Genomic DNA, 23748 nt, shown 5'->3' on the forward strand with positions numbered 1-23748 from the left:
CGGAAAGCCGGGCCACGGTCAGTACCTCACTCGGGGGTCGATCAGGGCCGCGACGACGTCGACCAGGAAGTTGGTCAGCGCGACGACCACCGCGAACAGCGCCACGATGCCCTGCACCGCCGGGAAGTCCCGCGCGCTCAGGTAGTGCGCGAGCTTGTACCCCAGGCCCTTCCACTCGAAGGTGGTCTCGGTCAGCACCGCCCCGCCGAGCAGCCCGGCGATCTGCAGCCCCAGCACCGTGACCACCGGGATCAGCGCCGGCCGGGTCGCGTGCCGGGTGACCAGCCGGAACCGGCTGACGCCGCGGGAGCGCGCGGACTCGACGTAGTCCGCGGACAGCGTCCCGATCAGGTTGGTCCGCACCAGCCGCGCGACCACCCCGGCGACCAGCAGCCCGAGGGTGAGGCCGGGCAGCACGGCGTGTTCGAGCACGTCGACGACCGCCGCGCCGTCGCCGCTGCGGATCGCGTCGACGAGATACAGGCCGGTGGTGCTGCTCTGGTTCTGGAGCTCCAGCTGCACGCCGATGCTCGCGCGCCCCGAGGACGGCAGCCAGCCCAGCCAGACCGAGAAGACGAGCTTGAACAGCAGCCCCAGGAAGAACACCGGCGTGGCGTAGCCGAGGATCACCAGCAGCCGCAACGTCACGTCCGGGGCCCGGTCCCGGTAGGCCGCGGCGACCATGCCGAGCGGGACGCCGACGGCCAGCGCGACGACGAGCGCGTAGCCCGCGAGCTCGATCGTCGCGGCGCCGTAGGTGCGCAGAACCGTGGAGACCGGCTGGTCGTCGGTGGCGGTGCGGCCGAAGTCTCCGACGGCCAGCCCGCGGAGATAGTCGAGGTACTGGGTCAGCAGCGGCCGGTCGTATCCGGCCTGATGCAGTTTGGCGTGCAGCTGGGCCGGGGTCAGCCGGTCGCCGAACGCGGTGGTGATCGGGTCGCCGGTGCCGCGCATCAGGAAGAAGACGACGCTGACCAGGGCCAGGACCGTGGGGATGATGAGCAGGAAGCGGACTGTCAGGTAGCGCGCGAGCCCGTGGTCCCTGCGGCCGGCCCCGGATTGAGAAGTGGGGCCGGCGGCGCCCGGGACGTCCTGGATCAGGACGCTCATTGCTTGGACAGCTCCGCCCACCGGAACGTGTACGAGCTGTCCAGCGTGGCCGGCACGCCGGTGACCCCGCTCCGGGTGACGATCGCCGTGGAGCCCTGGAGCAGCGGTATCAGCGGCACCGCCGCAGCCACCTTGTCCTGGACCTGCTCGATCAGCGCGGTGCGCTTGGCCGGGTCGGGCTCGGTCTCCTCCTGCGTGATGAGCGCCTGGACCGCGGGGTCGTCGTAGTTGTCGGCGACCCAGCTGCTGTGCGAATAGAAGGACGCGAGGTAGTCGTCCGCGTCGAGGTAGTCGGCGTACCAGCCGAGCTGGTACAGCGGGTACTGGTCGGCGACGCGGTCCTTGCCGTACTGGGTCCACGCGGTCGACTGCAGGTTCACCGTGAACAGGCCGGTGGCCTCCAGCTGGGTCTTGATCAGCGCGTACTCGTCGGCCGAGGAGGAGCCGTAGTGGTCGGTGTTGTACTGGAGGTTCAGGACCACCGGGGTGGCCACGCCGGCCCGGGCCAGCAGCGCCCTGGCCGCGGCCGGGTCGGGGCCGCCCTTCTTGTCGCCGTACAGCGCCTTGAGCGCCGGGATCGCGCCGGTGAGGCCGTCGGGGACGGGGGAGTAGAGCGGGGTCAGGGTCCCCTTGTAGACCTGCGAGGCGAGCTGCGCGCGGTCGACGGAGTCGGCCACGGCCTGCCGGACGGCCAGCGCCTTGGCCGGATCGGCCTGCTTGGTCGCGGTGCCGTAGGGCTGGGTCTTGAGGTCGAAGACGAGGTAGCGGATGCCGTTGCCGGAGCCGGTGTGGACGACGACGCCCTTCTTCGTGCCGAGGTCTTCGAGGTCTGCGACGGGCAGCGTGCGGTAGACCACGTCGACGGTGCCCTGCTGGACGTCGAGCTTGAGGTTGCTCGCGTCGGTGTAGTACTTCAGGTCGACGGCCTGGGTCTTCGGGGTGCCGAACAGGCCCTGGTAGACGGGGTTCGCAGTGAAGGAGACGAGCGAGTTCTTGTCGTAGGTGCCGATCGAGTACGGCCCGTCCCACGGCTTCGCGGCGACGATCGCGGTGTCGTCCAGGAGCTTGTCCGGCGGGAACACCTGCTCGTCGACGATGAGGCCGGCCGAGGTTGAGAGCACCTGCGGGAACAGCGCGTCGTTCGTCGACTTGAGGGTGAACACGACGGTCAGCGGGTCCGGCGCCGCGACCGACGCCAGGTCATAGAGCAGGGACGAGGGGCCGTTCTTGTCGGCGATGCGCAGCTGCCGGTCGAAGCTGAACGCGACATCCGAGGAGGTCAGGTCGTGTCCGTTGGCGAACTTCAGCCCGGGCTTGAGGGTGACCGTGTACTGCTTCGGGCCGGTGAGCTTGATCCCGGCGGCGAGGTCCGGCACGACGTCCGAGGACCCGCGCTCGGTGTTCAGCAGCGGCGAGTACACCTCGGTCTCGATGGTGCCGGAGCCGGCGTCCCACGATCCCGCCGGATCGAGGCTGGTGACCTGGTCGGTCGTCCCGACGACCAGCGTCCGGGCCGGGTCCCCGACGGCGGCGGCACCGGCGGGGGTCCGGGTGCTGGTGCACGCGGTGAGGGCCGCCAGCGACGCCACGGCCAGGGACGTGATGCCGAGGCCGGTGCGGGCTGGTCTGGTCTGGCGTGACATGGCTGTGGCTGCCTTCCGTTCGCGGGATCAGTGCGGGATCAGTGCACAGGTCGTTCGTCGGCGGTCACAGCGGGCTCGCCGGCACGCCGGATGCCGGGATCCGTCCCGGGTTCGTCGGTGCCGGACAGGAAGCTGCTTTCGTGCGGCTGACCAGCCAGAGCGCCACCAACCCGGCGGCCGCGACGGAGGCCGCGGCGCCGAGGCCCATGCCCCAGCGGACGCCGGCGTGCTGGCAGATCCAGCCGATCGTCGGGCCGCCGATCGGGGTGCCGCCCATCGCGACCACCGTGTACACGGACATCACGCGGCCGCGCATCGCCTCGTCGACCTCGGTCTGCACGTAGCCGCTGGCCGCGGTGTTGAGCGTCATCAGCCCGAATCCGGCCGGGACGAGCAGCACCAGGAACACGGCGTAGGCCGGGGCCAGTGCGGCGGCTGCCTCGGCGGCGCCGAACAACGCCGCGCCGGTCACGACCTTGCGCACCCGCGGTGCGGCCCGGCGCGCCGCGACGAGGGCTCCGGCGATCGTGCCGATCGCGAGGGCGGTGGACATGAAGCCGAGGCCGCGCGCGCCGACGCCGTAGACCTGGCCGGCGAACAGCGTCATCGTGATCGGGAAGTTCGAGCCGAACGTCATGACCAGGCCGAAGATCGCCAGGACCGCGAGGAGCCGGGGGCGGGCCGCGACGTAGCGCAGCCCTGCGGTGCCGGCACCTTTCCACGGCGTCCGCGCACGTGTCACGGCTCGCGGCGCGGGCCGGACCGCGGTCAGCCCGGCGAGCACCACGGCGAAGGACACCATGTTGATCACGAACACCCAGCCGGTGCCGACGGCGCCGATCAGCACCCCGGCGACGGCCGGGCCGACCAGCCGAGCCGTGCTGATCGACAGGATGTTCAGCCCGGCCGCGTTCGGTATCAGCGCCCCGCCGACCAGTTCCGTGACGAACGACAGCCGCGCCGGGTTCTCGACGGTGAACACGCAGCCCAGCCAGAACGACAGCACGTAGATCAGCCACAGCGGCGCGTGGCCGGTGAACACGGCGATGCTGAGGATCGCCGCCTGGAGCGCGTAGAGCGTCTGCGCGGTGAGCAGCAGGACGCGCCGGTCGTAGCGGTCGGACAGGACGCCGCCCCACAGGCCGAACAGCAGCACCGGGGCGAACTGGAGCCCGGTGGTCCAGCCGACCGCGGTTCCGCTGTGCGTGTGGGTCAGCACGAACCAGTCGAGGGCGACGCCCTGCATCGCCGTGCCGATGTTGGAGACCAGGCCGGTCGACAGGTAGATGCGGTAGTCACGGACGGCCAGCGCCGCGAACGCCTTGCGGGGCGGGGGAGCTGGAGGAACCAGGGGAGCCGGAGGAGCCGCGGGAGTAGAGGGAGCCGGAGGAATCGGCGCCGGTGCATCGCCGCCGAGCGAGCGTGAATCGGTCGTGCCCGGGGCGCGGCTCATGCCGTCGCCGTGAGCTTCTCCGGCGTCTGGACGTGTGGCGAAGCACCGGCGACCCACCCCAACTCGGGCCCGATCAGATGCACGGCGTCGTGCAGAATCTGCTCGTAGTCCTCGACGTGGAACTCGTACGGCAGCTCCAACCGCAGCTCGGAGCTCTGCGCGACAGCGGCGTCGGCGTGCAGCCGCTCAAGGATCTGCTCCGCCGTCCCCACCATATCCGGCGCGAACAGCACCCGCCGTTCCCCCTGCGGTTTGAGCGTGCGCTCGTAACGGCTCGCGGCATAGTCGCGGTACTTCTGCCGGGTCGCGCGGTCGGCGCCGTCCAGCGGCACGATCACGCGGCCCAGCGCGACGCGCGTCCGCCGCGCCGGGTCCAGGAGCCGCCGGTACTCGGCGAGCAGGGCCAGTTGCGCGGCGGTGAAGTCGTCGGTGCTCTCGCCGAAGACGATGTTGCCGGTCAGCAGGTTCACCCCGGCCTCGGCGGCCCAGCGCACCGACCGGCCGCTGCCGCCGCCGTACCAGATCCGGTCGGCCAGCCCCGGACTGTGCGGCTGGAGGCGCGGCCGCTGGGTGTTGCCGGGGGAGTGGATGACGGTGTCCGCGTCGCCGAGGAAGTCGCCGCGCAGGTTCTCCAGCAGCCGCGATATCCGGCCGTACGACAGGTCGTAGGTCCGCCAGTCGCCGTCGAACACCAGGTGGCCCATCAGGTCCGCGTGCGGCGGCAGGCCGGCGCTGAGGCCGACCTGCAACCGTCCGCGGGACAGCACGTCGGCCATCGACAGGTCCTCGGCCAGCCGGAACGGGCTCTCGTAGCCGATCGGGATCACCGCGGTGCCGAGCTCGACGCGGCTGGTGCGCTGGCTCGCCGCGGCCAGGAACACCGCGGCGGACCCGACGCCGTGCTCCAGGTGCCGCTGCCTGATCCAGGCCCCGTCGAAGCCCAGCCGCTCGCCGAGCTCGAACAGGCTCAGGGTCTGCTCGAGCCCGGCGTACGGGTCGTCGTCCGGGAAGTTGCCCGGCGTCAGGAACGACAGGGTGTTGATGGATATTCGAGGTGGTGTGGGTGCTGCGTCGCTCACCGGACTCTCCTCAGCCGCGCTCGTACGGAGTCTTCTCTCCCGCCTCGACGGCGACCGGGAGCCGGTTCTCCGCCGGCGGCAGCGGGCAGGTCGCCAGATCGGTGTAGGCGCAGGGCAGGTTCACGGCCCGGTTGAAGTCCAGCCACACGGTGCCGTCGGCGTCCGGCGGGCCGATGCTCAGTGACCGGTTCGCGGCGTAGGTGCTCACACCGGAGGTGGCGTCGGTGAACAGCGCCATCAGGCTGCCCGGCGCGTGGCCGGGGAACACGGTGAGGCTCAGTTCCTGACCGTCGAGTTCGAACTCGACCCGCCCCGGCGCGTCGTAGACGTGCTGCAGGCCCTCGACCGCCGCCCCGACCGTGGTCGGCCGCGGGCTGTCGAAGGCCACGTAGCGGCCGCCGACCGCCCACCGCGGATCCGGCTCGTACGCCGGGGTCCCGGCGTAGGCCACGCGCAGCGGGTTCTCGGGGTGGCGGGGCCGCAGGATGTCGTGGCCGCCGCGCTTGGCGACCTCGATCACCGCGTCCCCGGACACCGGGAAGAGGCTGTCCCGCTCGCCGATGACGCCGAAGCTGTACTCGCCGTGCACGGCCACGCCGTCGACGACCAGCTCCTCGCCCTCGGCCAGCAGCACCCGGACGCCGTCCGGGCCGGTGGACCACGCGCCGGGGGCGTCGTCGTAACGCTCCGGCGCGCCGCCCAGCCAGTGCAGTTCGGTGATGGCCAGGAAGCCGTGCGGAGCACCGGTCCGGCCTTCCTGGCCGGTGTGCCATTCCTGCCAGGTCTCGGCGAAAGTGCCGACGTCGGTTGTCACGGTCTTCGAACCCTCCGAGACTATGCCTATAGATTCAGTAGGGATTGGGGACGGATTCATCATGCCCGCGGAAAGCATCGGAATGTCATCCCCGTCTCGCCACCTGGATGGTGGCAGGACCATCAGGCGGCGACGGGCACCGGGACCCGGTAGCCCAGCTCCCGGACGAAGCTGTCCACGGCGCGCCGCAGCGAGTCCTCGGAGTCGGCCGTGAACGCCGCCCGGCCGTTGCCGGCGTCGACGGTGATGGTGTGGTCCAGCAGGAAGTGGCCCTGCACGATGACCGGCGAGCCCAGCGCGGTGAGCACCGGACGCAGCGCGTAGTCCAGGACCAGGACGTGCGCCAGCGTGCCGCCGGTGGCCAGCGGGAGCACGACCTTCCCGGCCAGCGCGCGCTGGGGGAGCAGGTCCAGCAGGGTCTTGAGCAGTCCGGAGAAGGAGGCCTTGTAGACCGGAGTCGCCACGACGACCCCGTCGGCGCTCTCGAACAGCTCGATCGCCGCGGCGATCGCGGGATCGGAGTGGTCGGCGGACAGCAGCGCGGACGCCGGGAGGTCCCGGACGTCGAGCGCGTGGACGGTGTGCCCGGCCTCGGTGAGGTACGCGTCGACGACAGACCGCGTGCGGGCGGTCTTCGAGTGCGTGGAAGGGCTTGCGGAGACGGTCAGGATGGTCGCCATGGTGGGACGTCGCTTTCGTCGGCTGGGGCGGACGGTCGCCGGAGCGACGCGCCGCGGGGGCCGGCCGCGCCGCCGCGCGAGCCGATTTCGGTGGGGCGATCCGGTGCCGCGGACGCCGCCGATGAAAAGGACACCACGATGAGTCTATTTTGATACGGTGCCGGTGTGTCAAGCGTCCGCCCGGTCGTTCGCGGACAAGCGCGGGCACGCCTCCCATCCGCTTTCCCGGCAAGGACCGATGAAACCGATGCGCATCTCGGCGAGGACGGACTACGCGATCCGCGTGCTGGTCGAGCTGGCGGCGGACACCGCTCGCCCGCTCACCTGCGAGGGCATCGCCATGTCCCAGCAGATCCCCTACCGCTTCCTGAAGGCGGTGGTCCGGGACCTGCGCGTGGCCGGCCTGGTCCGCAGCCAGCGCGGCTGTGAGGGCGGCTACTGGCTGGCGCGCGAGGCGTCGGCCATCTCACTGGCCGAGATCGTGGCGGCGGTGGACGGCCAGATGCTCACAATCAACGGGGACACGCCCGAGTCGGTGCTCTATCCGGCGCCGGCCGAGCAGATCTCCGTGCTGTGGACGGCGCTGCGCGCCCGGACCGAGGACTTCCTGGCCGGGATCAGCGTCGCGGACCTGCTCACCGGCTCGCTGGCGGTGAGCGTATGACGAGAGGCGGGACACCATGACCGACCACTGGCACACCGCGCTGCGGCACGTCCGCGGCGCCGAGCTCAGCGGCGACACCAACCAGACCACCGGGATGACCCGCCTGGAGGCGGTCTCCGGCAAGACGGTCGGCTCCTCGAAGGTGTGGATGGGCCAGACCCACGTCGCACCGGCCACGAACTCCGGGGACCATCACCACGGTGAGACGGAGACCTCGATCTACGTGGTGTCCGGGAATCCGGTGTTCGTCTTCGCCGACGGCGCCGACGAGGTGCGGATCGAGACCGAGCCCGGCGACTACGTGTTCGTGCCGCCGTTCGTGCCGCACCGCGAGGAGAACCCCGGCGTCGAGGAAGCCGTCGTGGTGATCGCGCGCAGCAGCCAGGAGGGCGTCGTGGTGAACCTGCCGAGCCTGTGGGCGCCGGTGGACCGCGGCGCTGGATCCGACGGGGTGTGACCGGCATGACCGGCGCGGACAGCTCATTGGCGGTCGCGGAGTTCACCGACCCCGCGTGCCCCTGGGCCTGGGGCTCCGAGCCCAAGTTCGAGCAGCTGCGCACCGCGTTGGGCGACCAGGTCCGGTGGCGCCGGGTCTACGGCATCCTCTTCGACGACTGCGACGAGCCGGCGCCGGACCCCGCAGCCGAGGCGGCCTGGTACCACCGGGAACTGCTCGAGATCTCGACCCACACCGCCGCGCCGTGCCCCGCGCACCTGAAGTGGGTGGCCGCCAGCAGCTGGCCCGCATCGCTGGCCTGCAAGGCCGCCGAAGTTCAGGGCACTGACATCGCCGACGCGGTCCTGCGCCGGCTGCGCGAGACCACCTTCCTCGACGGCGAGCCCGCCGACACCCCGGAGCGCGTACGCCGTGCTCTCGAAGGGCTTCCCGGCGTGGACGCCTCGGAGCTGGCGCGCGCCGCCGCGAGCCCCGAAGTGCTGGAAGCCGTGCGCCGGGACTGGGCCGAGACCCGCTCGCCGTGCGCCGAAGTCCGGGAGATCACCACGCCCGGACGCCACAACGGTCGGGCCAAACCGCTCGGCGAGATGCCGGAGGACGGATACCGCTACGCCCTGCCCACGCTGGTCTTCACCGGGCCGGCCGGACGCGCCGTGGTCCCCGGCTGGCGTCCGCTCTCCGAGTACTTGGACGCGGCCGCCGCCGCTCGGGGACCTGCGGAGTCCCGGGTCTCAAGCCATAAGACACTCTGATGTATCAATTGACAGCGGTGCCCGCCGTCGCCACGATGAGCACCATGAACCGGATACACCCCGGCGTGGTCTGCCGCTACGTCGACTTCAGGCGCACCTCCAGCGCCCTGTGTTGCCCGGCACCACGTATCTGAAGCGCTTCGCTTCCCGGGGTGTTCGCGCCCGCTGACGCCTGACACCCACCCCGGTCGCCCCCGGCCTGCCTCGGCCGCATCGGATTTCCACCCGCGGGAGAGAACCCCGGATCGCCGCGTGCCGGCGCGGTCCGGCGTCACCCGCACTTCGCGCCGCACTCGTCTCGCGGCGGCATCCACAACTTTCCCCATCTCGCTTCCGACGCCCAGGCGTACGCCGATTTCCGGCCGCCTGCCGTGATCGGCGCGTACGCATACCTCCGAAAGGCGGGCCCGGTCCGATGGCGACCCCCGGCGTTCCTACTTCCTTGTCAACCACAGAACAATTCGGCTCGCGGGGCACCAGCCGCCGCGGTTTCCTCGCGCTGGGCTTCGGCGCCGTCGGCGGCGCCCTCCTGGCTGCCTGTGGCGGCACCAGCACCGGCGCGGCGAGCGGCGCGAACGCCCAACTGGCGGGCAATGCCACGGGCACTCTGAAATGGGGGTGGGCGCTGCCGACCTCCTGGGATCCGGTCACCTCCTCGGCCGGCTGGGACGTCCACGCGCTGTCCCTGGCCTACGCCGGACTGACGCAGGAGAACGAGAAGGGCGACGCGGTTCCGGCCCTGGCCACCGGCTGGAAGTTCAACGCGGACGGCACCCAGGTGACCTTCACCCTGCGTCCGAACCTGAAGTTCAGCGACGGCACCGCGCTCGACGCCGCCGCTGTGAAGCAGAGCATTGAGCGGGGCCGGGACGCCAAGAACTCGCTGATCGCCTCGCAGCTGACCACGGTGAAGAAGGTGACGGCGCAGGACGCGGTCACCGTCGTGATCGACCTGACCGTGGCCAACTACCAGATCCCGAACCTGTTCGCCGGGAAGACCGGGATGATCGTCAACCCCGCCGCCTTCACCACGGACGCGACGGGCCTGGCGCTCAAGCCGGCCGGCGCCGGGCCGTTCAGCCTGACGTCGTACACGCAGAACTCCAAGGCGGTCCTGGTCCGCAATCCGAACTTCTGGAACGCCGATCAGATCAAGCTCGCCGGGGTCGAGCTGTACCCGCTGCCCGACGCGGCGACGGTCGTGGCGGGGCTTCAGTCGGGGCAGTACAACCTCGCGCAGATTCCGGGCAGCGAGATCGCCGCTGCCAAGGCGGCCGGCCTGGCGGTGCAGGTCATTCCCTCGCTTGTGGTCGCGACCCTGGACGTGAACGCCGCGCTGCCGCCGTTCGACGATCCGAACGCGGCGCTCGCGCTGAAGTACGCGGTCGATCGCAAAGCCCTGCTTCAGACGGCGAACTTCGGCTACGGCGATGTCGCCTATCAGCCGTTCCCGGCGGGCTACGTCGGGAACGACCCGGCGATCGGCCAGCCGTACGCCTACGACCCGGACAAGGCCAAGGTGCTGCTCGCGCAGTCCAAGTACGGGCCGAATCCGGAGGTGACCCTCACCACCTCGGTCGCGACCGGTGTGCCGGAGCAGGTGCAGTCGCAGCTTCAGGCCGTGGGGTTCAAGGTGAAGATCGAGGTCATCCCGGCGGCGCAGTTCACGCAGATCGTCTACGTCCAGCATTCGCGGGCGCTGACCGTGGACGCCTTCGCCGGCCGCGATTCGGCGGCGCAGGCGTTCCAGGTGCTGTTCGGGCAGCAGGGCCTGATGAATCCGGGGCGGACGGTTCCGCAGGAGTTGCTGGACGCGGTGAACAAGATCTCTGTGACGCCGCTGGACAGCCCGGATTACCCGGCCGTGCTTCAGGCGGCGACCGCGCTGGCGGTGAAGGACATGCCGAACGTCTTCCTCTACACGGTGCCGCGCATCCTGGCGCGTTCGTCGAAGGTCTCTGAGATTCCGGCGGACACCGTGGTGCAGCGGTTCGAGGGTGTGACGATCAAGTGAGCGCCGTTCAAGCGGCAGGAACCGCCGGGCTGGAGTCGGTCCGGGCACCTGCGGTGGCGCGCCGTCCGCTGGGACGCACCGTTCGCACCGGGCGCAGCGCCGTGCGGATCGTCGCCGTCCCGGTGGTGGTGTTCCTGCTCGCGTCGTTCCTCACCTACGGGCTCGGCGCGCTCGGCCACGCGAACCCGGCGGCCGCGGTGCTCGGGGACCTCGCGACGCCGGCCGACATCGCACGGATGAACCACGTCTTCGGGCTGGACCGGCCGTTCGTGGTGCAGTACTTCAGCTGGCTCGGGCACGCGCTGACCGGCGACCTGGGGACTTCGTACTTCACCGGGATCCCGGTGGCGACGAGCGTGCGGCAGGCGCTGCCGGTCGACCTGTCGATCGCGGTGCTGGCGCTGGCCTTCGCCGTGGTGCTCGGCGGCGTCGCCGGGATCGCGGCGGCGCTGCGGCAGGGCGGCAGGCTCGACCGCGCGGTGACGCTGGTGTGCTCGGGGCTGGCGACGGTGCCGCCGTTCGTCATCGGGATCGCGCTCATCATTGTCTTCTCCGTGTTTCTCAAGGTTCTGCCATCCGGCGGCTACGTGCCGCTCGCCACCGATCCCGGCCAGTGGCTGCGGTTCGCGCTGCTGCCCGCGCTCGCGCTCAGCGTCGAGGGCGCGGCGGCGATCGCCCGGCAGCTGCGGACCTCGCTGGTCGGGGCGCTGAACGAGAACTACGTCACCGGCGCGGTGGCGCGCGGGCTGCCGGCGCGCCGGGTGCTGTTCGGCCACGTGCTGCGCAACGCGGCCGCCCCGGCGCTCACAGTCATCGGCCTGGAGATCCCGAGCCTGATCGGCGGCGCGGTCGTCGCCGAGAAGATCTTCAATCTGCCCGGCGTGGCGCAGCTGGCGCTGCAGGCCGGCTCGCAGCACGACATCCCGCTGATCGAAGGGACGCTGCTGGTCACGATCGCGGTGGTGCTGGTGAGCAACATCGCGGTCAACCTCGCGCTGACGCGGCTGACCCCGCAGGCGCGCCGCCCGGCGGGAGGCGCGATATGAGGACTCTGCGACGAGCCTGGCGGCTGCGTGGGGCCAAGGTGTCGCTGGCGGTCATCGGGGTGATCGCGCTGCTCGCCGTCCTCGGCGGCGTGCTCGCTCCGTTCGACCCGCTGAAGCAGGACCCGAACGCGGTCCTGCAAGGGCCCGGCGCCCAGCACCTGCTCGGCACCGACTACCTCGGCCGCGACGTGCTCAGCCGCCTGGTCGAGGGGACCGGGCGCTCCGTCGTCGGCGCGCTGGAGGCGGTGGGGGTCGGGCTGGCGGTCGGCGTCCTGCCGGGACTGGCGTCGCTGTGGCTGGGGCGGCCGTTCGAGTGGGTGCTGTCCCGGCTGTCCGACGCGTTCATGACGCTGCCGTACATCGTGTTCGCGGTCGCGGTGACCGGCGTTCTGGGCAACACCCTGACCACCGCGATGGTCGCGATCGGCCTGATCCTCGCGCCGCGCTTCTTCCGCATCGCCCGCGCCGCAGGCCTCGGTCTGACCCGCGCGCAGTATGTCGAGGCGGCCGAGCTGTTCGGGGCATCACGCTGGTGGATCCTCCGCACGCACATCTGGAGCAAGGTCCTGCCGACACTGGCGGTGACGGCGGCCCAGGCCACGGCTGCGGCGCTGCTCGCGGTGTCCTCGCTGGCGTTCCTGGGCCTGGGCGTCCAGCCGCCGGCCCCGACCTGGGGCGGCCTGCTCAGCAGCGACCTGCAGTACCTGGCGCAACAACCGTGGGCGCCGCTCGCCCCGGGCCTGCTGATCATGATCGCCGCCGGGGCGCTGAACGCCCTGGCCGACGCGATCCGCGACAGCGGCGCCGCCGACCTGCTGCCGGGCGACGGTGCCGAGGCGGCCGCCACCGATCCTGGCTTCCACTACGAGGCGAAGGAGGATGCCCATGTCCCGGTCCCAGCTCTCTGATCCGCCGATCCTCGACGGCGAAACCGCTATGAGTGAGCCGGTCGTCGCCGAGCAGGCAGCCGAAGTCCTGCGCGTCGAGAACCTGCGCGTCACCGTCGGCGCCGGCCGCACCGAGGCCGTGCACGGCGTCTCGTTCGCGATCCGCCGCGGCCAGACCGTGGGCCTGGTCGGCGAGTCCGGCAGCGGCAAGACCCTGACCTGCCGTGCAGTCCTGGGCCTGCTGGCCCGGGGCTGTGAGCGGTCGGCGGGCCGCATCGACCTCGGCGGCACCGATCTGACCGGGCTCAGCCGCCGCGAGTGGGATGCCGTGCGCGGCACCCGGATCGGCATCGTGTTCCAGGACCCCGCCTCCTACCTCAACCCGTCGATCACCGTCGGGCGTCAGCTCGCTGAGACGGTGCGCGTCCACACCGGAGTCGGCCGGGCCGCAGCTCGCGCCCGGGCCCTGGAACTGTTCGCCGCCGTCGGGCTCCGAGACGCCGAGACCGTCTACCGCCGCTACCCGCACGAGCTCTCCGGCGGCATGGCCCAGCGGGTGCTGATCGCCATCGCCATCTCCGGGGATCCCGACCTGCTGGTGGCCGACGAGGCGACCAGCTCGCTGGACGCGCTGGTGCAGGCCGAGGTGCTGGACCTCCTCCGCACGCTGACTGAAGAGCGCGGCCTCGCACTGCTGCTGGTCACCCACGACCTCGCCGTCGTCGCAGAAGTCTGCGACGAAGTCCTGGTCCTGTACCGGGGCGAGCTCGTCGAGCAGGGGCCGACCGCCGACATCGTCGCCGCGCCGCGGCACGCGCACACCCGCGTGCTCTTGGAGGCGAGCCGATGAGTACGAGCACGCCGACAGCAGCCCTCAGCGCCACCACCACCGCAGCCGCAACCGTGGCCGCAACAGCCCCCGACGCCCCCGACACCACCGGCCACCATCCCCTCCTCGCCGTCGACGAAGTCACCGTCGGCTACGGCGGCCGCCACACGCCGCCGGTCCTGGCCGACGCGATCCTGTCCGCGCAGCCCGGCGAGATCGTCGGCATCATCGGCGAGACCGGCTCCGGCAAGACCACGCTGGCCCGGGCCGTCGCCGGGCTGGTCCCGCTCCGCTCCGGACGCGTCGTATTCGACGGCGCCGAGATCTCCGCGCTGCGCGGCCGCGAACTGCGCGCGTTCCGGCGCACCGGGCGCCTGCAGTTCGTGTTCCAGGATCCGCTGCGCGCCCTCGACCCCGAGCTGACCGTCGCCGAGTCCGTCGGCGAACCGCTCGCCGTCGCGGGTGTCGGCGGCAAGGCCGAGCGCCGGGAGAGTGCCGCCGAGGCGGTGCGCGCCGTCGGCCTGGACGACACGCTCCTGGACCGCCACCCCGGCCGGCTCTCCGGCGGCCAGCGCCAACGCGTGCTGCTGGCCCGCTCCCTGGTCACCAAGCCCGCGCTGCTGATCTGCGACGAGCCGGTCAGCGCGCTGGACGCGGCCAACCGCGGCCACGTCCTGCGGCTGCTCGCCGAGCTGCGCGACACCACCGCGACGACCGTCCTGGTCATCTCGCACGACCTGCCGTCCCTGGCCGGCGTCGCCGACCGCGTCGCGGTCCTGCACCAGGGCCGGATCGTCGAGGACGGACCGGTCCGCCAAGTCCTCGAAGACCCGCGGCACGCCTACACGGCCCGCCTCGTCGCCGCCGCGCCGCGCCTGCGCCGCGAACACCTCCTGTCCGCCCGCCCGACCCCCACCGCGTAAGGAAACCCGCCATGCCCATCGAGTTCATCGGCATCGCCTCCACCCGCCCCGGCAGCGAGACCGAGACCGCCGCCGTCTCCGGCCCGGCCGTCCAGCTCGACTACCTCAAGGACCTGGCCCTGGCGCACGAGGAATCAGGGTTCGACCGCGTCCTGGTCGCGCACTCCTCGGCCTCCGTGGACGGCTTCACCGTCGCCGACCAGATCCTCACCCACACCACCCGCCTGGCCGTGCTGCTGGCCCACCGCCCCGGCTTCGTCTCGCCGACCTACGCCGCGCGCAAGTACGCGACCATCGACGCCTTCCACCCCGGCCGCATCGCCCTGCACACGATCACCGGAGGGGATGACCGCGAGCAGGCGCGCGACGGCGACCTGACCGACAAGGCGACCCGCTACCGCCGCACCGACGAGTTCCTGTCGATCGTGCGCAAGGAATGGGAGTCCGCCGACCCCTTCGACTTCGAGGGCGAGTTCTACACCGTCCGCGGCGGCTGGTCCTCGGTGCGTCCGGAGCCCGGGGCGATACCGATCTACTTCGGCGGCGCCTCCGAGGACGCGATCCGGGTCGGCGGCAAGCACGCCGACGTCTACGCCTTCTGGGGCGAGCCGCTGGCCGGCATCGCCGAGCGCATCCGCGACGTCCGCGCCGCCGCCGCACCGTACGGCCGCGACCCCCGCTTCAGCGTGAGCCTGCGCCCGATCCCGGCCGCCACCGAGTCCGAGGCCTGGACGCGCGCCGCCGAGATCCTGGAGCTGACCAAGGAGAAGGTCGGCGAGGCGCGCAAGGCCTGGGGCTGGGGCGGGGACAAGAAGGACTTCGCGGCGGCGCGCGGCTCGCAGCGACTGCTGGAGTACGCGGCGCAGGGCGACGTCCACGACAAGCGGCTGTGGACCGCCATCGCCAAGGAGACCGGCGCGGCCGGGAACTCCACGGCGCTGGTGGGCAGCTACGAGCAGGTCGCCGAGTCGCTGCTGGACTACGTCGCGCTCGGTGTCAGCACCCTGCTCATCCGCGGCTTCTCGCCGCTGGCCGACGCCCGCGACTACGGCAACCTGGTCCGGCTGGTGCGCGAGCAGGCCGACGCCTCCGAACTCGCGGCGGTCTGACCGGTGAACGGCGGCCGCGCAGCCGGATCAGGAGCCTGATGTCGATGTCCCGAACCACATCCCCGACCACATCTCACTGGGGTGCCTACAGCGTGCAGGCCGATGCCGACGGCGGGATCGCGGTCCTGCCGCACCCCGCCGACCCGGCACCGTCCCCGCTGTTGGGCAACGTCCCCGGCGCGCTGCGCCACCGTACCCGCGTTACCCGGCCCGCGGTGCGGCGCGGCTGGCTGGAGCACGGTCCCGGTCCGAGCGAGCGGCGCGGCCTGGAGGAGTTCGTCGAGGTCGACTGGGACGAGGCCCTGGACCTGCTGGCGGCCGAACTACGTCGGGTGCGCGCCGAACACGGCAACGAAGCCGTGTTCGGCGGCTCCTACGGCTGGGCCAGCGCCGGGCGTTTCCACCACGCGCAGAGCCAACTGCACCGGTTCCTGAACGGCTTCGGCGGCTACACCTCGTCGCGGAACTCCTACAGCCTCGGCACCTCGCTCGTGCTGCTGCCGCACCTGGTCGGCGACGCCGACGCCGTCCTGCGCGCGGGCTCCTCCTGGCCGACCATCATCGAGAACACCGAACTGATCGTGGCCTTCGGCGGCATCCCCGAGAAGAACGTCTTCGTCACCCCCGGCGGCGTCACCCGCCACGGCACCCCCGGTGCACTGGCGCAGCTGGCCGAGCGCGGGGTCGGCGTCGCCCTTGTCAGTCCCCTGCGAGCCGATCTGCCGGCGTCGCTGGACGCCGACTGGTTCGCGCCCGTTCCGGCCACCGATGTCGCGCTGATGCTCGGGCTGTCCCACACGCTGCTTGCCGAAGGCCTTCACGACCAGGCCTTCCTCGACCGATACACGGTCGGCTCCGAGACCTTCGCCGCCTACCTCGACGGCTATACCGACGGGGTCGTCAAGGACGCCGACTGGGCCGCCGCGATCTGCGGGATCGACGCCGAGCGGATCAGGGCCCTGGCTCGCCGCATGGCCGCCTCGCGGACCCTGGTGACCGTCACCTGGTCGCTGCAACGGATCCAGCACGGCGAGCAGCCGGTCTGGGCAGGACTCGCGCTGGCGGCCCTGCTCGGCCAGATCGGCCTGCCCGGCGGCGGCTTCGGCCACGGCTACGGCTCGATGGGAGACGTCGGGGACAACGGCCCGCAGACCCGCCTGCCGTATCTGCCGCAAGGGCGCAATCCCGTCGGCACGTTCATCCCGGTCGCGCGGATCGCCGACATGCTCCTGACCCCGGGCGCCGACTACGCCTACGACGGCGCCACCCACACCTATCCCGACATCCGCCTCGTGTACTGGGCCGGTGGCAACCCGTTCCACCACCACCAGGACCTCTCCCGCCTGCGCCGCGCATTCGCCCGGCCCGACACCGTCGTGGTCCACGAGCCGTACTGGACCGCCTCGGCACGCCACGCCGACATCGTGCTGCCGACGACGACCACCCTGGAACGCGAGGACCTCGGCGGCGGACGCCGGGACACGCACCTGATCGCCATGCACCGGGCCGTGGAGCCGGTCGGCGAGGCGCGCGACGACTACGAGATCCTGGCCGGTCTGGCGCAGCGCCTGGATTTCGAGAAGGAGTTCACCGAGGGCCGCACTGCCCGCGAGTGGATCGAGCACCTCTACACGGAATGGAGCGTCGAGTTCCGCCGCGCCGGGAACCAGGTGCCTGATTTCGCGGAGTTCTGGGCCGCCGGCGAGTACGAACTGCCGACCGGACCGCGCCGGTTCACGCTGTTCGAGGCGTTCCGCGCCGATCCCGAAGGCTCGCCGCTGCGCACGCCGAGCGGTCGGATCGAGATCACCTCGGCGACCGTCGCAGGGTTCGGATATCCCGACTGCCCCGGACATCCGGTCTGGCTCGAACCCGACGAGTGGCCGGGCGCCGCCGACGCGGCCCGGTATCCGTTGCACCTCATCGCGAATCAGCCCTCGACCAGGCTGCACAGCCAGCTCGACGTCGGCGCGGTCAGCGTGGCGGCGAAGGTGGCCGGACGGGAGGCCGTCCGTCTGCATCCGCAGGATGCTGAGTCGCGCGGCATCCGGGACGGCGACGTCGTCCGCATCTTCAACGACCGGGGCGCGGTCCTCGCCGGGGCGGTCCTCACCGAGGACATCCGGCCCGGCGTCATCCAGCTGCCCACCGGCGCGTGGTTCGACCCGCTCGTCGCTGCGGACGGCCGGGTGCTGTGCGTGCACGGCAATCCCAACGTGCTCACCGCCGACGTTCCCAGCTCGCGACTGTCCCAGGGATGCACCGGGCAGCACGCCCTCGTCGAACTGGAACGCTGCACCGGCCCCGTGCCGCCGGTCACCGTCACCGCCCCGCCCCCTCTGCTCCGGAAGGAAGACCTGTGAGCACACAGACTTCGGTGAACACTGAGACTCCGATTTCGGCGAACGCTGAGACTCCGACCCGCTTCCTGTTGCCGAGCCCCACTCCGCAGTCGCTGGCGCTGGCCGCCGAACGCCTCGCCGAGCACGCGGAGGAACATGACCGGGAAGGATCCTTCGCCTTCGAGGGCGTGGCCGAGGTCCACTCCGCGGGCCTGTTGACCGCCACCGTCGCCGAACGGCACGGCGGGCCCGGCACCGGATTGGCCGGAACCGTCGAGATCCTGCGCGTCCTGGGCTCCGCCGACCCCTCGGTCGCGCTGGTCACCGCCATGACGCTGTTCACCCATGCCGCTCAGGCGCGGACCGGGTCCTGGCCCGCGCACTACTACGACCAGCTGCTCGCGGACTCGGTCGAGGGGCCCTCGCTCGTCAATGCCCTGAGAGTGGAGCCCGACCTGGGGACTCCGGCGCGCGGCGGTCTGCCGGCGACGGTGGCCCGCGCCGTCGGCGGACAGGCGTGGGAGCTGACCGGACGCAAGATCTTCTCGACCGGCGCGATCGGCCTGCGCTGGCTGGCGGTGTGGGCTCGGACCGACGAGGAGCCGACGCGGGTCGGCTCGTTCCTGGTGCGCGCCGATCCGGTGACGGGTACGCCCGGCCTGAGCATCGAGTCGACCTGGGACCATCTGGGCCTGCGTGCCAGCCGCAGCGACGACGTGCTGCTCGACGGCGTCCGGGTCCCGCTGGACGCGACCGCCGGGCTCGTCGACCCGTCCGCGACCGACCCGCGGCGCGATCCGTCGCTGGCGGCCTGGAACAACCTCGGTCTGACGGCCCTGTACCTCGGGGTCGCCGAAGCCGCGCGGGAGTGGCTGATCGGCTTCCTGCACGAGCGGACGCCCTCGGCGCTGGGCCGGCCGCTGGCTTCGCTGCCGCGCTTCCAGGACGCGGTGGGGGAGATCGACGTCGAGCTCACCGCCGCCGTCGACCTGGTCGCCGGACTCGCGCGGCGGTTCGACGACGGCGACGCGCAGGCCGGCGAGCACTCCGCCGCCGCCAAGCTCATCGGCACCCGGGCCGCGATCGACGCCGTGGAACGCGCCGTCGCGCTCGTCGGCAACAACGCCCTGACCCGCCACAACCCGCTCCAACGACACCTGCGGGACGTCTTGTGTGCCCGGGTGCACACCCCGCAGGACGACTCCGTCATCTCGGCGGCCGGCCAGGCCGCGCTCGCCCGCCACCGGCTCAGCCCCGGCACCACCCACCACGGTTAGGAAACCACGATGCCCGTCGAGTTCATCGGCATGATCGCCACCAAGCACGCCTCCGAGACCTTCCGCGGCGACGGACCGGTCGTGGATCCGGCGTTCACCCGCAGGTTCGCCCGCGCGCACGAGGACGCCGGCTTCGACCGGATCCTGATCGGCTACGGCTCCGGCTTCCCCGAGGGCGCCCAGGTCGCGGCGTACGCGGCCGCGCACACCGAGCGGCTGGGCGTGCTGGTCGCGCACCGGCCCGGGTTTGTCGCCCCGACACTGGCCGCCCGGCAGTTCGCCACCCTGGACCAGTTCACCGGCGGCCGGGTCGCCGTGCACACCATCACCGGCGGCAACGACGCCGAGCAGCGCCGGGACGGGGACTACCTGACCAAGGACGAGCGGTACGAGCGCACCGACGAGTATCTCGGCATCCTGCGACAGACCTGGGAGTCCGAGGAGCCGTTCAGCCACGAGGGCCGCTTCTACCGGTTCGAGGACCACTACGCGGACGTCAAGCCGGTGGGCCGGATCCCGCTGTACTTCGGCGGCTCTTCGGAGGCGGCGTACCGGGTCGGCGGGCGGCACGCGGACACCTTCGCGCTGTGGGGCGAGCCGCTGGCGGAGACGGCTGAGCAGATCGCGTCGGTGCGTGCGGCGGCGGTTGCGGCGGGTCGGACCGACGTGCCGGGGATCTCGGTGTCCTTCCGGCCGATCCTCGGCGCGACCGAGGAGCTGGCCTGGGAGCGGGCCGAGCGGATCCTGGACACGATCACCAACGGGGGTGGGACGGCGTTCTGGTCGAAGAAGCGGCGCGGGTGGGGCGGTCCGGGGACGCAGCCGGAGAACGCCGGGTCGCAGCGGCTGTTGGCGGCGGCGGCGAAGGCCGACCGGCACGACCGCGCGCTGTGGACGGCGCCGGCCAAGGCCACCGGGGCGGGCGGGAACTCGACCGCGCTGGTCGGGACGCCGGAGACGGTCGCGCAGGCGCTGCTGGACTACGTCGACATCGGGGTCACGACGATTCTGATCCGGGGGTACGACCCGTTGGACGACGCGATCGACTACGGGCGGCATCTGCTTCCGCTGGTGCGTGAGGAAGTGGCGCGGCGGGACGCTGGTGCTGGTATCGGTGCCGAGACTGGCGCCGACACCGGTGCGCTGGTCGGCGCGAGTGCCGGAGCGAACCTGTGACGGCCGCGGAGTCGACGCATAGCTCGACGCACACCTCGACGCACACCTGGGAGCCGGCGCCGGACGGACCCTTGGTGCGGGGGACGGTGATCCTGCTCCCCGGTCGAGGCGAGCACGGCGGTGTCTACGAACGCTTCGGTCGGCGGCTGGCTCAGGACGCGTATGTGGTGCACGCGCTCGGCAGCTCAGCGGATGACGACCTCGGAGCGGTCTCGTACTCGGTCGGGGAGCTGGTCGCGGGTGCGAGTCCTGGCGTGCCGGTCGTACTGGCCGGTTCGGACACCGGGGCGTTGCAAGCCCTGGCCCTGGTGTTGGCCGAGCTCGGCGGCGTGAAGGTTGACGGACTGCTGCTTGTCGGGCTGCCCGACTCTGATGCCGGTGGCCCGGCTCTGCCCGCGAACGAGGATGAGACCGCCTGGGACGACGAACTCGCCGCGCGCACAAGCTGCCCCACTCACCAGGCCCGGCTCAGCGCCGACGCCGACTTCGCCCGGGGCGGTCTGTCCGATCCGGTCCCGGCGCATCTCGCGGTGGTTCTCTCCGGGGCTCGGCTCGAAGACGTGGCGGTCCCGGTGTTGCTGCTGCACGGCGGGGCCGATGTCGTTGCTCCCGTTGACACCGTTCGCGGCGTCGCGGCCCGGCTTCCCCAGGCCGAGCTGGCGGTGACCGCGGACGGTCGGCATGACGTCCTGAACGACATCATGCACCGGAGCGTCGCGGCCCAAGTTGTGCAGTGGCTGGAACGGCTGCGCGGCGGACCCGCGCTGGTTCCGCTCATCAGCGTGGAGAGCCGACAGAATCTCGCGTTGGCGCGATGACAGAGCCTGATGTCGCCGGAGGCGGGCTGGAGCTTGAGCCGGGGCCGATCAGGGCCCACTGGTTCCTGCCCACCTCCGGCGACGGCCGCGAGGTGATCGGCTGGGTGCACTCGGGTACTGCGACGGACGATCCGCGGGCGGTGGGACGGCCGCCGGACCTGGACTACCTGGCCGACGTCGCGCGGGCGGCCGAGCGCGTCGGGTTCGAGGCCGTGCTCACTCCGACCGGGACGTGGTGCGAGGACGCGTGGGTCACCACTGCGGCGCTCACGCAGGTGACGAGGCGGTTGAAGTTCATCGTGGCGTTCCGGCCGGATTCGGTCTCGCCGACGCTGGCCGCTCAGATGGCCGCGACGTATCAGCGGATGTCCGGTGGCAGGCTCATGGTGAACGTCGTCACCGGCGGCGACGACCAGGAGCAGCGGCGGTTCGGCGACTGGCTCGACCACGATCGGCGCTACGCGCGTACCGCCGAGTTTCTCAGCGTTCTGCGAGGCGCGTGGTCGCCAGAGCCCTACGACCTCGACGGCGAGCACTACCGGGTCGCCGGGGCCACGGTCGGCCGGGCCCCGGAGCCGCAGCCGGAGATCTTCCTCGGCGGCGCCTCGGTCGCGGCGGCAGCGGTGTCGGCCCGGCATGCCGACGTGCACCTGGCGTGGGGCGAGCCTCCGGCACAGCTGACCGAGCAACTGGACCGGGTGCGGGAGCAGGAGCGGGAGCAGGCGGCGGCGGGCACGAACCCTCGCCGCCGAGTCCGCTTCGGCGTGCGGTTCCACGTCATCAGCAGGGACACCGCGGCCGAGGCGTGGCGGGAGGCCGACCGGCTGCTGGCCGGCATGGACGAGGCCGCGATCGGTGTCGCCCAGAAGAAGTTCCGCGACTCGGTCTCCGTCGGCCAGCAACGCATGGCCGCGCTGCACGGCGGCCGAACCGACCGGCTGGAGGTGTATCCCAACGTCTGGGCCGGCTTCGGCCTGCTCCGCCGGCACGCCGGCACCGCCCTGGTCGGCAGCCACGAGCAGGTCGCGGACCGCATCGAGGAGTACCACCGGCTCGGCGTGGAGCACTTCATCCTGTCCGGCCAGCCGCACCTCGAAGAGGCCTACCACGTTGGGGAGGGCGTGCTGCCACTGCTGCGCCGCCGGGGCCTGCTGGCTCCGCTGCAATAGCAGAGCCCTGATGCGCCGAGTGGGCTACCGTCGTAGTGAGGGCCATCTGAATCCCGATAGGAGAGACCGATGAAACCTGTCTACAAGCGGCTCGGCGGACTGGCCGCTGCCACCGGCATCGCGGTAGTCATGACCGCCGCCCCCTCCAGCGCGGCCGAGCACGGCGTCGTTTCGCCGAACCCGACGGCCGTCGAGTACGCCGCCGGAGTGTCCCCGGCCGCCAGCGCGATCGAGTACGCCGCCGTGTCGCCGGACGCGACCGCGATCGAGTACGCCGCCGCGTCGCCGGACGCGACCGCGATCGAGTACGGCGTCGCCTCGCCGGGCGCGACCGCCATCGAGTACGGGCTCTGATGCACGCTGAGCTTTGCTGGGCGCTCCGGGCCGAAGGCCCGGGGCGCCACTCGAGCGACGTGCGTCAGAAGAACGTCGGCAGCCGCGGGACGTAGGGCGATTCCAGCGAGTCGATCTCCTCGGTGGTGAGCTCGAGGTCGAGCGCCGCGACGGCGTCGGCGAGGTGGTGCGGCTTGGTCGCGCCCACGATCGGGGCGGAGACGACCGGGTTCTTCAGCACCCAGGCCATCGCCACCTGCGCCATCGGGACGTCGCGGGACTCGGCGATGCGCTGGACGGCTTCGACGACGGCCCGGTCGCTGTCGAGGAACAGGGGCCTGCCATACGCGTCGGTGGTCGGGCCGACCTCCGCGCGCTGCGTGGAGCCTTCGCCCCAGGGGCGCGTGACCCGGCCGCCGGCCAGCGGGCTCCACGGAATGCTTCCGACGCCCTCGTGGGCGAGGAGGCCGAACATCTCGCGTTCCTCTTCGCGGTGGATCAGGCTGTACTGGTCCTGCATGGAGATGAAGCTGGTCCATCCGTGGGACCGCGCGGCGTGCTGCATGGCGGCGAACTGCCAGGCCCACATGGACGAGGCGCCGATGTAGCGCACCTTGCCTGCCTTGACCACGTCGTGCAGCGCCTCCATCGTCTCCTCGATCGGGGTTTCCGGGTCGAAGCGATGGATCTGGTAGAGGTCGACGTAGTCGGTGCCCAGGCGCTGGAGCGAGGCGTCGATCTGCTCCATGACCGCCTTGCGGGACAGGCCCGCGCCGCCCGGGCCCTCGTGCATCGGCGCCCACAGCTTGGTCGCCAGGACGACGTCCTCGCGCCGCGTGTACTCGCGCAGTGCCCGGCCGACGATCTCCTCGGAGGTGCCGAGGCCGTAGATGTTCGCGGTGTCCCAGAACGTGATGCCCAGCTCGACGGCCTGGCGGAAGATCGGTTCGGCCGCGTCGTCGTCCAGGACCCAGGTCAGTCTCTTGGTCGGGTCGCCGAAACTCATGCAGCCCAGGCCGATCCGGCTGATCTTGAGGCCCGAGGTTCCGAGTCGTGTGTACTCCATGGCTCCCAGCCTGGCACGGACAGCCGCCTCCGGCCTCCGACCAGGGAGTTCCTGGTGTTGCAGGTACTGCCAGACCCCCTCACGCGCACCGAAACGGCCGTACCGTT

General features: G+C 71.8%; 22 protein-coding genes. 15 read left to right on the forward strand and 7 right to left on the reverse strand.

The features are described from left to right. Nucleotides 1-18: 18 nt before the first annotated feature. The 6 genes from ABH920_RS44680 to ssuE all read right to left on the reverse strand — a co-directional run bounded on the left by ABH920_RS44680 (nucleotide 19) and on the right by ssuE (nucleotide 6779). Nucleotides 19-1110 carry an ABC transporter permease gene (locus ABH920_RS44680; protein ID WP_370355424.1) on the reverse strand — a complete coding sequence of 364 codons (1092 nt, stop codon included), beginning with the start codon at nucleotides 1108-1110 and terminating at the stop codon, nucleotides 19-21. Further along, the gene (locus ABH920_RS44685) at nucleotides 1107-2753 is read right to left on the reverse strand and encodes an ABC transporter substrate-binding protein (RefSeq protein WP_370355425.1); all 1647 of its coding nucleotides are present in this window, start codon (nucleotides 2751-2753) and stop codon (nucleotides 1107-1109) included. Before ABH920_RS44685 ends, ABH920_RS44680 begins: the two co-directional genes overlap by 4 nt. Before the next feature lie 64 nt (nucleotides 2754-2817). Beyond that, the gene (locus tag ABH920_RS44690; RefSeq protein WP_370355426.1) at nucleotides 2818-4206 is read right to left on the reverse strand and encodes an MFS transporter; all 1389 of its coding nucleotides are present in this window, start codon (nucleotides 4204-4206) and stop codon (nucleotides 2818-2820) included. Next, nucleotides 4203-5285, reverse strand: coding sequence for an LLM class flavin-dependent oxidoreductase (locus ABH920_RS44695; RefSeq protein ID WP_370355427.1), 1083 nt, complete (start codon nucleotides 5283-5285; stop codon nucleotides 4203-4205). Before ABH920_RS44695 ends, ABH920_RS44690 begins: the two co-directional genes overlap by 4 nt. A 10-nt stretch (nucleotides 5286-5295) precedes the next feature. Continuing rightward, nucleotides 5296-6099 carry a DUF1684 domain-containing protein gene (locus tag ABH920_RS44700; RefSeq protein ID WP_370355428.1) on the reverse strand — a complete coding sequence of 268 codons (804 nt, stop codon included), beginning with the start codon at nucleotides 6097-6099 and terminating at the stop codon, nucleotides 5296-5298. 122 nt (nucleotides 6100-6221) lie between these two features. Then, nucleotides 6222-6779: an NADPH-dependent FMN reductase gene (gene ssuE, locus ABH920_RS44705; RefSeq protein ID WP_370355429.1), complete on the reverse strand. Its 558-nt coding sequence runs from the start codon at nucleotides 6777-6779 to the stop codon at nucleotides 6222-6224. 238 nt (nucleotides 6780-7017) lie between these two features. Here ssuE and ABH920_RS44710 point away from each other — a divergent pair, with 238 nt between their 5' ends. The 15 genes from ABH920_RS44710 to ABH920_RS44780 all read left to right on the forward strand — a co-directional run bounded on the left by ABH920_RS44710 (nucleotide 7018) and on the right by ABH920_RS44780 (nucleotide 22596). Beyond that, nucleotides 7018-7443, forward strand: a complete 426-nt coding sequence (locus ABH920_RS44710) for an Rrf2 family transcriptional regulator (protein WP_370355430.1) — start codon at nucleotides 7018-7020, stop codon at nucleotides 7441-7443. 16 nt (nucleotides 7444-7459) lie between these two features. Next, complete coding sequence (locus tag ABH920_RS44715) at nucleotides 7460-7900, forward strand: cupin domain-containing protein (RefSeq protein ID WP_370355431.1); 441 nt, start codon at nucleotides 7460-7462, stop codon at nucleotides 7898-7900. 5 nt (nucleotides 7901-7905) lie between these two features. Continuing rightward, a complete protein-coding gene (locus ABH920_RS44720; RefSeq protein ID WP_370355432.1) occupies nucleotides 7906-8652 on the forward strand; it encodes a DsbA family protein in 747 nt (248 codons plus the stop codon). Between the two features lie 442 nt (nucleotides 8653-9094). Further along, nucleotides 9095-10666, forward strand: a complete 1572-nt coding sequence (locus ABH920_RS44725; protein ID WP_370355433.1) for an ABC transporter substrate-binding protein — start codon at nucleotides 9095-9097, stop codon at nucleotides 10664-10666. Next, nucleotides 10663-11712 carry an ABC transporter permease gene (locus ABH920_RS44730; RefSeq protein ID WP_370355434.1) on the forward strand — a complete coding sequence of 350 codons (1050 nt, stop codon included), beginning with the start codon at nucleotides 10663-10665 and terminating at the stop codon, nucleotides 11710-11712. Before ABH920_RS44725 ends, ABH920_RS44730 begins: the two co-directional genes overlap by 4 nt. Further along, entirely contained in the window at nucleotides 11709-12620 is a 912-nt protein-coding gene (locus ABH920_RS44735) for an ABC transporter permease (protein ID WP_370355435.1), read from the forward strand. The genes ABH920_RS44730 and ABH920_RS44735 overlap by 4 nt, the downstream gene beginning before the upstream one ends. A gap of 28 nt (nucleotides 12621-12648) precedes the next feature. Continuing rightward, nucleotides 12649-13449 (forward strand): ABC transporter ATP-binding protein, encoded by an 801-nt coding sequence (locus ABH920_RS44740; protein WP_370355464.1) that lies wholly within the window; start codon nucleotides 12649-12651, stop codon nucleotides 13447-13449. Next, the gene (locus ABH920_RS44745) at nucleotides 13446-14351 is read left to right on the forward strand and encodes an ABC transporter ATP-binding protein (protein ID WP_370355436.1); all 906 of its coding nucleotides are present in this window, start codon (nucleotides 13446-13448) and stop codon (nucleotides 14349-14351) included. Before ABH920_RS44740 ends, ABH920_RS44745 begins: the two co-directional genes overlap by 4 nt. Nucleotides 14352-14362: 11 nt before the next feature. After that, nucleotides 14363-15460 carry an LLM class flavin-dependent oxidoreductase gene (locus tag ABH920_RS44750; RefSeq protein ID WP_370355437.1) on the forward strand — a complete coding sequence of 366 codons (1098 nt, stop codon included), beginning with the start codon at nucleotides 14363-14365 and terminating at the stop codon, nucleotides 15458-15460. A 44-nt stretch (nucleotides 15461-15504) separates the two neighbouring features. Then, nucleotides 15505-17823 (forward strand): molybdopterin-dependent oxidoreductase, encoded by a 2319-nt coding sequence (locus ABH920_RS44755; protein WP_370355438.1) that lies wholly within the window; start codon nucleotides 15505-15507, stop codon nucleotides 17821-17823. Then, a complete protein-coding gene (locus ABH920_RS44760) occupies nucleotides 17820-19079 on the forward strand; it encodes an acyl-CoA dehydrogenase family protein (protein ID WP_370355439.1) in 1260 nt (419 codons plus the stop codon). The genes ABH920_RS44755 and ABH920_RS44760 overlap by 4 nt, the downstream gene beginning before the upstream one ends. Nucleotides 19080-19088: 9 nt before the next feature. Then, the gene (locus ABH920_RS44765) at nucleotides 19089-20255 is read left to right on the forward strand and encodes an LLM class flavin-dependent oxidoreductase (RefSeq protein WP_370355440.1); all 1167 of its coding nucleotides are present in this window, start codon (nucleotides 19089-19091) and stop codon (nucleotides 20253-20255) included. Beyond that, nucleotides 20252-21073 (forward strand): alpha/beta hydrolase, encoded by an 822-nt coding sequence (locus tag ABH920_RS44770; RefSeq protein WP_370355441.1) that lies wholly within the window; start codon nucleotides 20252-20254, stop codon nucleotides 21071-21073. Before ABH920_RS44765 ends, ABH920_RS44770 begins: the two co-directional genes overlap by 4 nt. Beyond that, nucleotides 21070-22242 carry an LLM class flavin-dependent oxidoreductase gene (locus tag ABH920_RS44775; RefSeq protein WP_370355442.1) on the forward strand — a complete coding sequence of 391 codons (1173 nt, stop codon included), beginning with the start codon at nucleotides 21070-21072 and terminating at the stop codon, nucleotides 22240-22242. Before ABH920_RS44770 ends, ABH920_RS44775 begins: the two co-directional genes overlap by 4 nt. A 69-nt stretch (nucleotides 22243-22311) precedes the next feature. Then, nucleotides 22312-22596, forward strand: a complete 285-nt coding sequence (locus ABH920_RS44780; protein ID WP_370355443.1) for a hypothetical protein — start codon at nucleotides 22312-22314, stop codon at nucleotides 22594-22596. 64 nt (nucleotides 22597-22660) lie between these two features. On the opposite strand, the gene ABH920_RS44785 is transcribed toward ABH920_RS44780, so the two are convergent. After that, nucleotides 22661-23641: an aldo/keto reductase gene (locus tag ABH920_RS44785; RefSeq protein ID WP_370355444.1), complete on the reverse strand. Its 981-nt coding sequence runs from the start codon at nucleotides 23639-23641 to the stop codon at nucleotides 22661-22663. Nucleotides 23642-23748: the final 107 nt, after the last annotated feature.

Origin of the sequence: Catenulispora sp. EB89, from assembly GCF_041261445.1 — a bacterium.
Classification (GTDB): Bacteria; Actinomycetota; Actinomycetes; order Streptomycetales; family Catenulisporaceae; genus Catenulispora.

Coding starts and splice junctions, on each gene's coding strand:
- ABH920_RS44685 (WP_370355425.1), bottom strand. CDS start 2,753: ATGTCACGCCAGACCAGACCAGCCCGCACCGGCCTCGGCATCACGTCC.
- ssuE (WP_370355429.1), bottom strand. CDS start 6,779: ATGGCGACCATCCTGACCGTCTCCGCAAGCCCTTCCACGCACTCGAAG.
- ABH920_RS44715 (WP_370355431.1), top strand. CDS start 7,460: ATGACCGACCACTGGCACACCGCGCTGCGGCACGTCCGCGGCGCCGAG.
- ABH920_RS44785 (WP_370355444.1), bottom strand. CDS start 23,641: ATGGAGTACACACGACTCGGAACCTCGGGCCTCAAGATCAGCCGGATC.
- ABH920_RS44690 (WP_370355426.1), bottom strand. CDS start 4,206: ATGAGCCGCGCCCCGGGCACGACCGATTCACGCTCGCTCGGCGGCGAT.
- ABH920_RS44780 (WP_370355443.1), top strand. CDS start 22,312: ATGAAACCTGTCTACAAGCGGCTCGGCGGACTGGCCGCTGCCACCGGC.
- ABH920_RS44775 (WP_370355442.1), top strand. CDS start 21,070: ATGACAGAGCCTGATGTCGCCGGAGGCGGGCTGGAGCTTGAGCCGGGG.
- ABH920_RS44680 (WP_370355424.1), bottom strand. CDS start 1,110: ATGAGCGTCCTGATCCAGGACGTCCCGGGCGCCGCCGGCCCCACTTCT.
- ABH920_RS44765 (WP_370355440.1), top strand. CDS start 19,089: ATGCCCGTCGAGTTCATCGGCATGATCGCCACCAAGCACGCCTCCGAG.
- ABH920_RS44755 (WP_370355438.1), top strand. CDS start 15,505: ATGTCCCGAACCACATCCCCGACCACATCTCACTGGGGTGCCTACAGC.
- ABH920_RS44720 (WP_370355432.1), top strand. CDS start 7,906: ATGACCGGCGCGGACAGCTCATTGGCGGTCGCGGAGTTCACCGACCCC.
- ABH920_RS44750 (WP_370355437.1), top strand. CDS start 14,363: ATGCCCATCGAGTTCATCGGCATCGCCTCCACCCGCCCCGGCAGCGAG.
- ABH920_RS44745 (WP_370355436.1), top strand. CDS start 13,446: ATGAGTACGAGCACGCCGACAGCAGCCCTCAGCGCCACCACCACCGCA.
- ABH920_RS44740 (WP_370355464.1), top strand. CDS start 12,649: ATGAGTGAGCCGGTCGTCGCCGAGCAGGCAGCCGAAGTCCTGCGCGTC.
- ABH920_RS44710 (WP_370355430.1), top strand. CDS start 7,018: ATGAAACCGATGCGCATCTCGGCGAGGACGGACTACGCGATCCGCGTG.
- ABH920_RS44735 (WP_370355435.1), top strand. CDS start 11,709: ATGAGGACTCTGCGACGAGCCTGGCGGCTGCGTGGGGCCAAGGTGTCG.